This window comes from Croceibacterium selenioxidans (genome assembly GCF_018599195.1).
Classification (GTDB): Bacteria; Pseudomonadota; Alphaproteobacteria; order Sphingomonadales; family Sphingomonadaceae; genus Croceibacterium_A; species Croceibacterium_A selenioxidans.
The window spans coordinates 199165-212490 of sequence record NZ_JAHFVK010000001.1 but is presented as its reverse complement, the minus strand read 5'-3'; the positions used below and the strand labels follow the sequence as shown (position 1 = coordinate 212490).

Sequence of the window (13326 nt, the reverse complement as noted above, 5' to 3'; positions counted from 1 at the left end):
CAATCCTGTGACGCCCAGGACGCGCCGGCCTTCGCCCGTCCGCGACTTTGGTCTTCCCGGCGTTAGGCCCGCACTCGCCCGCGGGTGGTTGGCTGTGCCTGCTCCCCTCCCGCAAGCGGGAGGGGGATACCATCCAGATCCTCCCCGAGCTCGCTCGGGGAGGGGGACCGCCGACGCAGTCGGGGGTGGAGGGGCTCTCGCGCTGTTCCGCTTGCCCCTCCGTCACGCGCCTCCGGCGCGCCACCTCCCCGAGACGAGCTCGGGGAGGATTTAGAAGACTATCGCCCCTGGGCGCGCCAGCGCTGGACTGTGCGGACGACGCGCTCTTCCTCGCCGCCGTTCTCGCGCCACAGCTCCGTGAAGCTCGGGTCTTCCGAGGCTGGTCGTTTCGATTCCTCCAGGTTGTCGAAGGATACGCGGATCGGAATCGCTACGCCCTCGCCGCATATGATGCACTCGCGGTTGCGCAACGCGGGGATGGAATCGAGAAAGCCGCGCGCACCTTCGGGCATCGCGGCTTTCACGAAAGCCTGGTCCCGATCGTTGTTCAATCGCATCGACAGGATCGTGCCGCATTGTGACAGCACACCTTCGGCAAGGTCGGACGGGCGCTGCGTAATGAGGCCGAGGCTGATGCCGTACTTGCGACCCTCCTTGGCGATACGGCTGAGAATGCGGCCGACAGAAGAGCCGTCGGCATTGCGCTCGTTCGGAACGTAGCGGTGGGCTTCCTCGCAGACGAGAAGGATAGGCCGGGTCTTCTCTTCGCGGCCCCATATGGCGAAGTCGAATACCATGCGGCTGAGCACCGCGACCACGGTCGAGGTGATGTCAGACGGTACGCCCGACACGTCGATGATCGAGATCGGCTTGCCCTGCCCCGGCATGCGGAAGATGCGGCCGATAAAATCCGCCATGGTGTCGCCGACAAGCATGCCGGAGAACATGAACTGGTAGCGCGGATCGCCCTTGATCTCCTCGATCTTGGTCTTGATTCGCATGAAGGGCGCGCTCGACGTAGCCTTGTCGAGCTTGCCGGCCTCATCCTGAATGATGTTCGTCAGGTCGCTGAGCAGATAGGGTATCGGCGAATCGACTGTGATCTTGCCGAGCGTTTCGGCGAGGCGGTTTTTGCTTCGCGCCTTGAGCAAGGCCTTGGCCAGGATGTCCGCGTCTTCCTGGAATTCGCTGCCACTGGTGGTCAGGAAGACCTCGCAGTGCTCTTCGAAATTCATCAACCAGTACGGCATCTGCAGGTTGCCGACGTCGTAGATGACGCCGGTATTACGGAAGGCCGCCGCATACTCCCCGTGCGGGTCGATCATGACGACGTGCCCCTGCGGAGCGCTTTCGCAGATCCGATGCAAAATGAGGGCCGCGGTTGTCGATTTGCCGGTGCCGGTCGAGCCCAGCAGTGCGAAGTGCTTGCCGAGCATCGCATCGACGTAAAGGCCGGCGCGGATATCGGTGGTCGGATAGACGGTGCCGATCTGGATCGAGCTACGGCCATCCGAAGCATATATCTGGCGCAAGTCCTCGGTCGTCGCGGGAAAAACCAGCGCGCCCGGTGTCGGGTAACGCGTTACACCGCGACGGAAGCTGTGGATGCGGCCGGTCAGTTTTTCCTCGCTGCCTTCGCCCATGAAATCGATGTTCGCGAGGATACTGTCGCCGTCGCGGCGGCGATCCTGCCGCTGGTTGCGGACACTGGCGAGCAGCCAGCCGTCCTTGGTCTTGATCTTGACCTGGCTTCCCACTTGTCCCGCCAGCGCGATCGAGGGATCGGCATCGTCCATGCATTCATTGAGGCGTTCGATGTCGATCGCGATCTGGGAGCCTGAACCCGCGATCTCGATCACAACACCGATAGGCTGGGTGGCATTCTCCGCGGCCACGTCCCGCGTCGCCCTTGGCGCCACAGGCACGGCGCCTGGCTCATCGGCCGGGTTGAATGTATTGAATTGCTTCGGCATCTCGCTCATGCGGCGCGTCCGTCTAACCCCAAGTCCCGCCGGATTAAGCAACTTGAGTTAATATCGCGTCAAAGGGCCGTGAGTTCAGACCAGCGCGAATACCCGGCCGGCGAGCCACCCCATGAAAAGCGACAGAAGCACCGCAAACAGCCCGTAAAGAACCGAGGACTGGTCGGCCTGATCGGCCACGAAGCGTTCAAAACCGTGCTTTGTGACTTCCACTTCGGCGATGGCCGAATCGATCACCCGTCCGTCTGCGATGGCAAAGGTTTCCGCGGTGTATCGGCCGGTTATGACGTTAGACGGCAGGGCAATTCGGGCTTGATAGAGGACGCCGTCGCGGACCGTCACGCCCTTGGGGTCTTCCTTGTACAACCCTTCGCGCCGCCGCAGATCGACCAGACCTTCGGTGAAGCGCGTCTGCTCATCGGGGTCGATCGCCCCGGTCGGTGAAAGCTGCAGGAAATCGAGTCCCAGCTCGTAGATCGCGGCGGTCCGCTCATCGACGATCTGGTCGATGGGCCGGGAACTCGCCACGGCGAAAAACGACGGCGCCGATCGGAACGCCGTGCTGTCGGCATTCATCCAGATGCCAAATCGCTTCCCCTTTTCGCGGAGGAGGATCGGTTGCGTCGGCCCCTTGAGGACGACCACGATGTCGTAAGGCTGACTCGCCCGGCGGCCGTCGGCATCCAGAATGGCGCCGAACAGCAAAAGGTTGGTGCCGGTGAAGCCCTGCCGAACGCGCACTTCGTGTTGCGAGACGTCAGGGACCAGGATCGGCGCTCGCTGACCCGTGAGCGCGAGGAAGGCCAAGACGGCCAGGAGCGCGCGACCAGTCATAGCGGCAACACCGTAAAGACCTCGTCAGGCCGCACCCCGAGGCCGAACGCCATGCGAAGGGCGACGGCCAGCACGAGCACCGCCAGCAGCAAGCGCAAGATTTCCGGTTTCGCCAGCTGCGCAATGCGCGAGCCGAGTTGCGCACCGGTTACCGAACCGAACAGAAGCAGCCCGGCCAGAACAATGTCGACCGCCTTGGTGGTCAAGGCATGCATCATGGTCGCGGCCATGGTCACGAACAGGATCTGAAACAGGGAAGTACCGACCACGACACTCGCGCTCATGCCGAGGATGTAGAGCATGGCCGGGACGAGAATGAACCCACCGCCAACGCCCATTAGCATGGTCAGGATGCCGACCACGACACCCATGAGCAAAGGCGCCAGGGGTGAGATGTAGAGGCCCGAGCGATAGAACCGCCAGCGCATCGGCAGGGCAGCAACGAGAGGGTGATGACGGCGCTTCGCTGCGCGCGGACGGGCACCCCGGCTCTGCCGCAGCGCTTCCAGGCTCTCCCGCCCCATGAGGCCACCGATCATGCCAAGCATCAGAACATAGAGGATGTTGATGACGACATCGATCTGGCCGAGCGATTCTAGAAAGCGGAACAGCAGGGCTCCGATGGTTGCGCCAATCACCCCGCCGGCAACGCCCACCGCTCCGATCTGGTAATCCACCCCGCCCCGGCGCGTGTGCGCGAAAACGCCAGAGACGCTTGCCCCTGTCACCTGGCTCGCGGACGAGGCGGCCGCCACTGTCGGCGGCACGCCGTAGAAGATGAGTAAAGGCGTGGTCAGGAACCCGCCACCCACGCCGAATATGCCCGAAAGGATGCCCGTTCCGGCTCCCAGCAAGACAATGACCAGTCCGTTGACCGCCAGGTTCGCGATGGGCAGGTACACGTCCATGCCGCCACCTAACCCATGGGGGCGACGGAATGAAGGTTGGCCGCCCTAGAATCCGGCGGATAGCGTCAGGGCCGGCCCACTTTTCGGTTCCGCCTTCCCGGAAACACGAAAACGGTAATCGACGGAAAGTCTTGCCTGGGTCTGTCCGAGGCGAAAGGCGTGGCTGGCCGTCGGGCCGAAATCGAGACGAGCGGCGCCCTTCTGCTTTCCGCCCCATGCGCCAACGCCCGCGGTGAAGACCGCCTCATCGCGACCTCGCAGCGACCGCTGGATCCTGACCTGGCCATCGACGAAGCCGGTTGCGCCCTCTCCACCAACGTAACCCCCCTGGAGATAGACTTCGCCTCGGCCCTTCAATGGCAGCTCGACTGGAGGAATTTCCGTGACCGCGTACGCAGCCGGTCTGAACCGGGTGTGCCGATCGGTTTCTCCGACGCGCGCCTCCAGGGCAACTCTCACGGGAACCCGAGGGAGGACCCGTGCGGAGAGTCCCGCCGCAAGCTCCTGCCCGTGCGGTGCGATCAGCGCGGCGTTCGCGCGGATGTGCGCCTGCGGATTCCCCCATTCCGCAGACCCAAAACGATATCGCAGGAGGGCACCCGCCTGGCTGCGGCCATAGCTGGGCAGGCCCGCAGGTACCGGAGCGATTGTATCATGGCGCAACAGCAGCCAGCCATCACCCGACCAGCCGGCGGGACCTGCTGGCCGCAGCGCGGCCGGATAGGGGGCTGCCGCGGGTATCTCTGGGGGAGGCGTAAGTTCCCTTTCTATAGCGGGGCGGCCGGCCTTGGACGAGGCGAGCGGCATCGGAATGACTCGTTCGATCAATCGGGCGGGCGACAGCGCCGAGAAGGTTCCCCGAACGGTTCCGGTCTGGTCACCTTGACCCGAGATCGACTCGCCCCCCATCTCATCCCGTGCCGCTGCAGGTGGCGCGACGCTCGCAAGTTGCTGACCGCTGGGTTTGACGGCGTACGTTGGGGGAGAAGCCGCAGAAGTCAGGCCAATTCCGATGACCAGCGTGTCGGGCGGCAACTGCAGGATGGTCGCGCGAATCCCAAGCCATCCGACAAACAAGGCGCCAAGCACCATGGCGGGCTGTCCCCGCCGCCCCGTCTCGCAGTTCATCCGACTCGAACCGCTTGCAGCGCACCCGAAACCGGATGGTCATCGTGATCCGTCTTCTCCCACGCGGACACGGCACCCCTGAGCCATTCGGCATAAGCGCTGACCGCGCGCCTCGCTGCCATGATCGCGATGATGTTGCTCAAGGGTATTCGCAGTATCCCTCGTAACCCTTCGGCCCACCCGTATTCGCGCGCAGTGAAGGCAAATCGCATCGTCACCCGCCAGGCCAGACCGACGAAGTTGGCGGCGAGCAAAGCGGTGATCAGCACCGTCGGCCTGGGTGGCGGCGCGAGATCGAGCAGCCTGCCGGTCCAGAGCATCCCAGCCACTACCAGCAGGGCGTATCCCGCAAAGAGGACCAGAGCCGAGAGCGGACCACGACGGTCACGGGCGCGCATCCACCATTCACCGGGCCCACTGCTCCACCCAAGCCGATCCCAGCCCTGCAAGGCGATGCCGTGCAACCACCGCGCCTTCTGCATGACCGCCCTGTCGATCCGCGCCGGAAAGTACGCTCTCGTCGCCACCAAGCGTCCATCCTCTCCCCGGACCCGCATGAATTGCGATCGTCCTCCGGCCGCCTTGATTGTCATGCCCAGCTCGTAGTCTTCCGTCAGGGAATCGACGGGAAAGGGGCCGGTCCCATGGCCAGTCGCATCGATCCGGGCCAGCATCGACCGGGCAAAGCCGCAGCCAACCCCCGCTCCCGGCAGGGCAGCGCCAATGGCCTCCCGCACGACCATGGCCTTGCCATGCGCTTCGGCGAATTCATCGCAGTAATGGTTGCCGACCCAGCGACCCGGCCGGGGTTCCGGCAGGACGGGAAGCTGGACAAACTCGACGTCGTCCACTGCACGATCCATCAGGATCAGGGCGGCAGGATCGACCATGTCCTCCGCGTCCTGGAGCAGGATCAGGCGAAAGCGTGTTCCGCTGCGGCGCTCATCGGTTTCGAGCGCGGCGTAGAGGCGATTGAGACAATCGGCCTTTGTCGTCGGACCGATCTCGTCCCGGACAACCAAGCGAAGTCTCGGATCCCCGCCAGCGCCCCGCAAGACGGCTTCGATAGTCGGGAGGTCGTTGGCATAGCAGCCGACGTAGACACGCAGTCCTTTCTGCGGCCAGGCGGCCAAGGCGTGGGCGATCGTAAATCCGATGACGCTCGCTTCATTCCATGCCGGAATGAACAACGCGGCCGGTCCCATCAGCTCCTGGTTGCAGAGTTCGTGCCGCTCGATCCTGCGGCTTTTGGCGCGGCCGGTTAGCCGCAACCAAGCCCAGCTGAAATCGACTACCAACTCATCCAGGCTGCCGACCAGCAGGAACACGCCGGCAAAGAGCAGCAGTTCGTATTCGACGAGTGCGAGCCACTCGAGTGTCCAATGAGTCACGGGCCGCCCCTCCAAACGGTCCCAAAACCCTCTTGCTTTCCTCCCCCTCGGTTCTCAGATTTAACTTACTGGAAAATAAAGGCAATCGAGGAATTCCTTGTTTGTCACCCCCGCTTGGTGAAGGAGGGTCTGATGGCAAAATCACCGCCCCTCAGCGCCGCCGTGCGACCGTTCAAGGCGCTGTTCGATAGCGACGCTTTTGCGGGAATTCTGCTGATAGCCGTGGCTGCGGCGGCGATTGTTCTCGCGAACTCGCCGCTGGCCGGAGGTTACGACACCTTCTTCCATGCGGAGCTTGCCTGGACGCCCATTGCCAAGCTCGACACTCTGCATCTGTGGATCAACGACGGACTGATGGCGGTGTTCTTCTTCGTCGTCGGGCTGGAGGTGAAGCGGGAGATGCTTGTAGGCAATCTCGCGGACGCGCGCTCGCGCCGGCTGCCGATATGGGCCGCCGCCACCGGCATGGCGGTGCCTGCGCTGATCTATCTGTGGATTGCGGGCGGAGACCCTCAACTCGTCCGTGGCTGGGCGATCCCCGCTGCGACGGACATTGCCTTCGCCATGGGGGTGATCGGCCTGCTCGCCAACCGCGTGCCCCCATCGCTGCGGTTGTTCCTGCTGACAGTCGCCATCGTGGACGACATCGGCTCTATCGCCATCATCGCGCTCTTCTATTCCAGCGGGATCAAGATGGCCTGGCTGCTGGCCGCGATGTTCGTGGTGGCGGTCATGATCGCCCTCAATCGCTACGGCAGCCCACGCGCGTCGCCGCTCGTCGTTTGCTCCCTGCTCCTGTGGTACTGCGTCCTGCACTCGGGCGTCCACGCGACGATCGCCGGGGTCGTCGCCGCGCTGATCATCCCGATGCGCTCGCGCGACGGCCATAGCATGCTCGAAACCATGGAGCATGCGCTGGTCGGCTGGAATGCGCACCTGGTGGTGCCACTGTTCGGCTTCGCCAATGCCGGAGTTCCGCTGTTCCAGCTGGGCTTCCATGCCCTTCTCGAGCCCTTGCCACTCGCTGTTGGCGCAGGCTTGGTGATCGGCAAGCAACTGGGCATCTTCGGCAGTGTCTTTGCCGCCGAGAAGGTCGGGTTTGCCCCCCGTCCTCGCGGAGCCACCTGGACTCAGGTCTGGGGCCTCAGCGCGCTATGCGGCATAGGCTTCACGATGAGCCTGTTCATCGGGGCCCTGGCCTTTCCCCAGTCGCCGCTCCTCATCCAGGAGGCCAAGCTCGGCGTGCTGGCCGGCTCACTGGTCTCGGCGCTGTTCGGATATGCGGTGCTGCGCCTCGCTCGGGCGCAGCAGCCGGATCCGGAGAGTTAGTCCTTCTTCGCCACCGGCGGATTGTCCCCGAGGTCCTGGTACCAGGCTTCCACCGGGCCGGTGAGCTTGATCGTCAGCGGACGGCCCTTGCGGTCGACGGACTTGCCGGCCTGGACCCGCACCCAACTTTCGGAGATGCAGTACTCCTCGATATTGGTGCGCTCGACGCCCTTGAAACGGATGCCCACGCCGCGCATCAGCTTGTCGCTGTCGAAGTGGGGGCTCGAGGGATGGATCGCCAGATGATCGGGCGGCACGTCCGATGCGGACGTCGTTTCGGCCGGGGCCTGCGGTGTGGTCTCTTCGGTCATCCCGCGCGCTTAGCGCCACAGCGGGGAAAATCAATCCGGCGGCGTTTCAGGGGGAGCCTGGTCCGGCTGCGGAGGACTTTCGAGGGGTGAGCTGTCGGGATGCACTGAATCCCCCTGGTCGGGCGCAACTTCGTCAGGCGAACCTTCGGGGACGCCGTTGTCGTCGTTTCCAGGCCCGACTTCGTCCGGTTGCTCACCAGGGTAATCGCGGTCTCCTCCATCAGACCGACCTTGGTTGAAGTGCGCCGGCTTGGAGCCCGGAGCGCTTCCGTCCTCGTTGTCGTTGGCGAGCGTCGTCGCGGGATTGGGGTCGATTTCCGGGTAATCAGGGCGGTCCATCAGCGGGATCCTTTCGTCGACGGTGGAACGCCCCGCGGCCCCTCGCCGTTCCATCTCGGCGTTCGGGCTGCCGTGCCGCTTGCCCTTTCCAGCGCGCCCTACTAAGGGCGCTGCTTCATTTCGCAGGTGGGAGCCTGCAAAGTTCGTCGGGCCGCGGGCGTGGCGGAACTGGTAGACGCGCTGGATTTAGGTTCCAGTATCGCAAGATGTGGGGGTTCGAGTCCCTTCGCCCGCACCAGTTCCGGCGCTGGGGCACCGGATTGGATGTAGCGCCAAGTGTTTGGAAGGCTTTGGAATGCAGATCGTCGAAACGACCAATGAAGGTCTCAAGCGCGCCTACACGGTGAAGATCCCGGCGAAGGAAATCGCCGCGCGGATCGAAGCCGAAGTGAAGAAGGTCGCCCCGCAGGTCCGCATGCCCGGCTTCCGCCCGGGCAAGGTGCCGGCCAACCTGATCAAGAAGATGCACGGCGCCGCTCTGCATTCGGACGCGTTCAACGCCAGCGTCCGCGAATCGATCGACGCCCTGATGCGCGAAAAGCAGCTCCGCCCGGCGCTGCAGCCGAAGGTCGACCTCGATGAAGGCTACGAAGAAGGCAAGGATGCAGAGCTCAAGGTCGAGCTCGAAGTCCTGCCCGAGATCGAAGCGCCCTCGATCGACGGTCTCTCGCTCGAGCGCCTGGTCGTCCCCGTGTCGGACGAAGCGCTCGACGAAGCGCTCGGCCGTCTGGCCGAGAACCAGAAGACCTACAAGGATGCCCCGAAGACCAAGAAGTCGGCCGAAGGCGACCAGCTGATCATCGATTTCGTCGGCCGTGTCGACGGTGTCGAGTTCGAAGGCGGCAAGGCCGAAGGCGCGCCGCTGGTGATCGGTTCGGGACGCTTCATCCCGGGCTTCGAAGAACAGCTCGGCGGTCTCAAGGCTGGCGACACCAAGACCATCGAAGTCACGTTCCCCGAGGACTATCCGGCTGCCGAGCTCAAGGGCAAGAAGGCCGAGTTCGACGTGACCGTGCAGAAGCTCCAGGTCGAAGGCGAATCCAAGATCGACGAGGATTTTGCCAAGTCCCTCGGCCTCGACAGCCTCGACAAGCTCAAGGAGCTGATGAAGGTCCAGCTCGAGCAGGAAACGGCTGGTCTTACCCGCACCCAGATGAAGCGTCAGCTGCTCGACAAGCTCGCGGCCGAGCACGATTTCGAAGTGCCGCCGACCATGGTCGAGGCCGAGTTCGGCCAGATCTGGCAGCAGCTCCAGGCTGAGGTTGCTCGCGAAGACAACCCGGCGGAAGGCCTCAAGGAAATCGAAGCCGACAAGGAAGATTACCGCCGCATTGCCGAGCGTCGCGTGCGCCTGGGCCTGCTGTTGTCGGAAATCGGCCAGGCCAACGGTGTCCAGGTCACCGCGCAAGAAATGGGCATGCTGATCCAGCAGGCTGCGCAGCAGTATCGTCCGGAAGACCGCGAGCGGTTCGTCGAGTACGTTCGGGGCGACGCGATGGCGCAGGCCCAGCTCCGCGCCCCGCTCTACGAGGACAAGGTCGTCGACTTCCTGTTCGACAAGGCTGAAGTGAGCGAGCGCCAGGTGACTCGCGAGGAACTCGAAGCCGCGATCGAGGCCGAAGACACCACACCGGCCCCGGCTCCGAAGAAGGCCGCCGGCAAGAAGGCCCCGGCCAAGAAGGCCGAAGCCAAGGCTGACGAGAAGCCGGCCAAGGAAGAAAAGGCGCCTGCCAAGAAGGCTCCGGCGGCGAAGGCCGAACCTAAGGCTGCTGCTGAAAAGGCCCCCGCCAAGAAGGCTGCCCCGAAGGCTGAGGCTGAAAAAGCTCCTGCCAAGAAGCCGGCCGCCAAGAAGGCCCCGGCCAAGAAGTAAGCGCTTTGATCATACCCGGCCGTCCCGTCCAGGCGGGACGGCCGAGAGTACGATCAGAAGCTGCCCTTTACCTGCAACCGGAAGATCGGCTGCACACTGAGATCATGGTGTTCGGTAAAGAGGATCGGCGACCGATCGCGATACCCCCCCCAAACTGTACGGTGGAACAGCCCTCGACCGTCGGTCACATTGAAGACCTGTAGGTTGACGGTCATTCCGAACACGTCCTTGTTCTCGACGAACGCGAAAGTGTAGATCGGCCCCTCGTAGTCCTTTCCGGTCTCGAACAGGCGGATGTACGGCTGCACGTGCGTCCAGTTGAAACCGCCCCCGAAGGCCCAATCGCTGGCCGGCATGTCGTACCGCAGGCTTATCTCGCCGCTGAAGTCGGTGTTGCCGCTGAAGGGCCGCTTCTCAAAGGTCAGCGGGTCTTCGAGCTGTGACGTCTCGTAGGTCGAATTGAAATCGATCTTCGCGCCCTTCCAGCCGATCGGATCAAGGTTGATGGTCGCGGTCGCGGCAATTCCATAGAGCCGGGCCTTGTCGATATTTCCACTGGATTCGAGGCCGTTTCCGATCGGAATGATTTCGATCAGATCCTCATACCATCGGCCATAGAGGCGGATGTTGGCCGAGCCCCACCTCTTGAGGTTCTTCTTGACCTCCAGGTCCAGTTCCCAGCTTTGCGGCGGCACCAGTTCGGCGTTGCCGGCATTGGCATTGTCCTGGTCCAGGAAGACGCGCGCGAGGAAGTCGCTGAACGAAAGCTGCCCCACAACGCGGGCCAGCTTGAGCGAAAGATCCAATCCGTCCTCGGGCGTCCAGGCTAGATTGGCCGAACCCTTGGGCCGCCAGAACGTCCGGACCAGCCCGCCGGGGCCGGTCTGAGCCAGCTTCGAGTACTCGCCGCCCAGACCGATCTGCAGGGTCAGACCCTTGGCGAGCGTGCGGTTGTGGGTGAGGATCGATTCGTAACGGTCTTCCGTCACCCCGCCCGATCCCCCCGGGAATGGCAGTTCGACAAAATCCCCTTCCGTACTCAGTTCATAGAGCTGGGCGGTCTGGTCGAGGCGGTTGAAGGCGGCTTCTCCATCAAGCTGCCAGGACCCGCCGAGCATGTCCCAGCGATATTCTCCACGACCGATGATTTCACCGGACTGGCTTTGAAGGGCGAAGCGATTCCCGGTCGGCGGACTGTCATCCTCGATCGTGAGGATGGAATCCTGTTCCAGCTTGTTCTCGCTGTAGCGGTCCAGGCCTATCAGCTTCAGCCTGCCCGGTCCGAGGGCGAAATCGACATCGCCGCCGAGTTCGTAACCCCAGCCGCGATTGCTGTTGTCGAAGTCTCGGAACGACTCGATGCCAACCAGAGGATGGCGCAGCTCGTCGTTCGAAAAGTCGGTATAGGTGCGGTTGTAGTTGGCGTTGAAGTTGGCGACCATGGTGCCCGGGCCATCCCACTTCACGCTCCCGGAGAGTTTGGGATACTCGCCGATGAACCTGATGCGGACATCGCGATTTTCGATCACGTTCATGTCCGCATCGGTGATGTAGCCTGGCCCGACGGCCGCCCCGCGGCCGTTGTTGTGTGTGGCCGCTACGTTCCATTCCAGGCGCGGTGTCGAACCGCTCAGCGAGACTTCTCCGGCCACGAAACCGGGCTCGGCATATTTGGGCCGAGCGGTGGCTCTATATTCGAAGCGACCGCTGAGCCCGCCGCCGTGCGTGAAAATGTTGGCCACCTGGCCGGACAGGCCCGGGATACCGAGGGCCGATCCGTCGACGATCTCGATACGATCGACGCGGTTGGCCGGGATGCGTTGGAGTTGGTCGAACAGGCTTTCGGACTTGCTCGCCAATCGCTCGCCATTGACGAGCACGTTGTCACGGGTTTGCCCGAGACCGCGCCCCTGTTGCTCGGATACGATGGCGAAGCCAGGCACCTGGTTGAGCATGTCGAGAGCGCTGCGTGGGGCAAATCGTGCGAAATCGGCCGCCAGGAAGACTTGCGCCCGCGCTGCGTCCCCGGCGGGGACTTCGGCGGCCACCACCGGATCTTCGGTTGCCGGCTCCTCGACCGGCACCGGCGCGGGATTGTCGCCGCTATCCTGCCCCCAAGCGGAAACAGGTAACGCCAATAGCGCCACGACTGCGGTGGAATACCCCAACCCTCTCATCCAGCCCCTCGACTACAGTTGTAATTATTGGAGGTGCCTTACTCCCTCAACACGGTAACTGCGGCCGGTATCGACGGAGTGTCAATCCTGTCCGACGAACAGCTCCCCCGTCTCAGAAGCGGGGATCGTCAACGAACGGCCTTGAACTAGTGCCGGGGAGACGCGACATAGGCCCTGTTTCAAGACGAGAGGACTTTCATGATCGACGTGTTCGGCGGCAGCGGCGGGACCTACGGGGCCCAGGGCAAGTTCCATGTGGACCCGACGACTGGGGCGCTCGTGCCCGTGGTTGTCGAAAGCACCAGCCGCGGTGAGCGTAGCTTCGATATCTTCAGCCGCCTTTTGCGTGAGCGAATCGTGTTCGTGACCGGCGAGGTCGAGGACAACATGGCCTCGCTGATCGTGGCGCAATTGCTTTTCCTCGAGAGCGAGAATTCGCAGGATATCTCGATGTACATCAACTCGCCTGGCGGCGTGGTCACTGCAGGCATGGCGATCCACGACACCATGCAGTACATCAAGCCAAAGGTCCGCACCGTGTGCGTGGGCCAGGCGGCTTCGATGGGCAGCTTCCTGCTAGCGGCCGGTGAGCCGGGCATGCGCGTGGCACTGCCCAACGCGCGCATCATGGTCCACCAGCCCAGCGGCGGCGCGCGCGGCATGGCCTCGGACATCGAGATCCAGGCGCGGGAAATCCTGCGTATCCGCCGGCGGATGAACGATCTCTACGTCAAGTATACCGGCCAGAGCCTGACCGACATCGAGAAGGCCCTGGATCGCGACACCTTCCTCGAAGCCGAGGAAGCGCTGAAGTTCGGCATCGTCGACAAGGTGTTCGCGCACCGGCCGAAGGATGAAGAAACCGGTGTCGAAAGTGGTACGGGAGGTGCTCCGGAATAGTCCGGGCACCGTCCGGGAGCGCGCACCAAAGTGCTCCCGGCTCGTAGTAATTTGGCAACCTTGCCCCTTCAGGCTAGAGCAATTCGGGGCAATTAAGGTTGACGGAATTGATATTGCGTCCTTCGGAGCTACATTCCGAAGGCGATTCCCTGACGCC

General features: G+C 63.4%; 11 protein-coding genes and 1 tRNA gene. 4 read left to right on the top strand and 8 right to left on the bottom strand.

Annotation, left to right across the window (positions count from 1 at the left end):
* Positions 1–278 precede the first annotated feature (278 nt).
* The 5 genes from KK137_RS01075 to KK137_RS01055 all read right to left on the bottom strand — a co-directional run bounded on the left by KK137_RS01075 (position 279) and on the right by KK137_RS01055 (position 6243).
* Positions 279–1982 (bottom strand): ATP-binding protein, encoded by a 1704-nt coding sequence (locus KK137_RS01075; RefSeq protein ID WP_250893536.1) that lies wholly within the window; start codon positions 1980–1982, stop codon positions 279–281.
* A gap of 75 nt (positions 1983–2057) precedes the next feature.
* Positions 2058–2816: a TIGR02186 family protein gene (locus KK137_RS01070; RefSeq protein ID WP_214534106.1), complete on the bottom strand. Its 759-nt coding sequence runs from the start codon at positions 2814–2816 to the stop codon at positions 2058–2060.
* On the bottom strand, positions 2813–3724 hold the full coding sequence (locus KK137_RS01065) for a sulfite exporter TauE/SafE family protein (RefSeq protein WP_214534104.1): 912 nt from the start codon (positions 3722–3724) through the stop codon (positions 2813–2815). The genes KK137_RS01070 and KK137_RS01065 overlap by 4 nt, the downstream gene beginning before the upstream one ends.
* 45 nt (positions 3725–3769) lie before the next feature.
* Entirely contained in the window at positions 3770–4852 is a 1083-nt protein-coding gene (locus KK137_RS01060) for a hypothetical protein (protein ID WP_214534102.1), read from the bottom strand.
* Positions 4849–6243, bottom strand: coding sequence for a glycosyl transferase family protein (locus tag KK137_RS01055; protein ID WP_214534101.1), 1395 nt, complete (start codon positions 6241–6243; stop codon positions 4849–4851). Before KK137_RS01055 ends, KK137_RS01060 begins: the two co-directional genes overlap by 4 nt.
* Before the next feature lie 132 nt (positions 6244–6375).
* Here KK137_RS01055 and nhaA point away from each other — a divergent pair, with 132 nt between their 5' ends.
* Entirely contained in the window at positions 6376–7572 is a 1197-nt protein-coding gene (gene nhaA, locus KK137_RS01050) for a Na+/H+ antiporter NhaA (protein ID WP_214534100.1), read from the top strand.
* Here nhaA and KK137_RS01045 read toward each other — a convergent pair.
* Positions 7569–7883 carry a DUF3297 family protein gene (locus KK137_RS01045; protein ID WP_214534099.1) on the bottom strand — a complete coding sequence of 105 codons (315 nt, stop codon included), beginning with the start codon at positions 7881–7883 and terminating at the stop codon, positions 7569–7571. The two genes, nhaA and KK137_RS01045, sit on opposite strands and share 4 nt — an antisense overlap.
* Before the next feature lie 30 nt (positions 7884–7913).
* Complete coding sequence (locus KK137_RS01040) at positions 7914–8222, bottom strand: hypothetical protein (protein WP_214534097.1); 309 nt, start codon at positions 8220–8222, stop codon at positions 7914–7916.
* Between the two features lie 153 nt (positions 8223–8375).
* Here KK137_RS01040 and KK137_RS01035 point away from each other — a divergent pair.
* Together KK137_RS01035 and tig are read left to right on the top strand one after the other, a co-directional pair.
* A tRNA-Leu gene (locus KK137_RS01035) sits at positions 8376–8460 on the top strand.
* A 57-nt stretch (positions 8461–8517) separates the two neighbouring features.
* Positions 8518–10092 (top strand): trigger factor, encoded by a 1575-nt coding sequence (tig, locus tag KK137_RS01030; protein ID WP_214534096.1) that lies wholly within the window; start codon positions 8518–8520, stop codon positions 10090–10092.
* A gap of 53 nt (positions 10093–10145) precedes the next feature.
* Here the strand turns inward: tig and KK137_RS01025 are convergent, their stop codons facing one another.
* Positions 10146–12269, bottom strand: a complete 2124-nt coding sequence (locus KK137_RS01025) for a TonB-dependent receptor plug domain-containing protein (protein ID WP_214534094.1) — start codon at positions 12267–12269, stop codon at positions 10146–10148.
* Positions 12270–12467: 198 nt separating this feature from the next.
* Between KK137_RS01025 and KK137_RS01020 the strand changes: the two genes are divergently transcribed.
* On the top strand, positions 12468–13169 hold the full coding sequence (locus KK137_RS01020) for an ATP-dependent Clp protease proteolytic subunit (RefSeq protein ID WP_214534092.1): 702 nt from the start codon (positions 12468–12470) through the stop codon (positions 13167–13169).
* Positions 13170–13326 lie beyond the last annotated feature (157 nt).

Coding starts and splice junctions, on each gene's coding strand:
- KK137_RS01045 (WP_214534099.1), bottom strand. CDS start 7,883: ATGACCGAAGAGACCACACCGCAGGCCCCGGCCGAAACGACGTCCGCA.
- KK137_RS01040 (WP_214534097.1), bottom strand. CDS start 8,222: ATGGACCGCCCTGATTACCCGGAAATCGACCCCAATCCCGCGACGACG.
- KK137_RS01025 (WP_214534094.1), bottom strand. CDS start 12,269: ATGAGAGGGTTGGGGTATTCCACCGCAGTCGTGGCGCTATTGGCGTTA.
- KK137_RS01060 (WP_214534102.1), bottom strand. CDS start 4,852: ATGAACTGCGAGACGGGGCGGCGGGGACAGCCCGCCATGGTGCTTGGC.
- KK137_RS01065 (WP_214534104.1), bottom strand. CDS start 3,724: ATGGACGTGTACCTGCCCATCGCGAACCTGGCGGTCAACGGACTGGTC.
- KK137_RS01070 (WP_214534106.1), bottom strand. CDS start 2,816: ATGACTGGTCGCGCGCTCCTGGCCGTCTTGGCCTTCCTCGCGCTCACG.
- tig (WP_214534096.1), top strand. CDS start 8,518: ATGCAGATCGTCGAAACGACCAATGAAGGTCTCAAGCGCGCCTACACG.
- KK137_RS01020 (WP_214534092.1), top strand. CDS start 12,468: ATGATCGACGTGTTCGGCGGCAGCGGCGGGACCTACGGGGCCCAGGGC.
- nhaA (WP_214534100.1), top strand. CDS start 6,376: ATGGCAAAATCACCGCCCCTCAGCGCCGCCGTGCGACCGTTCAAGGCG.
- KK137_RS01075 (WP_250893536.1), bottom strand. CDS start 1,982: ATGAGCGAGATGCCGAAGCAATTCAATACATTCAACCCGGCCGATGAG.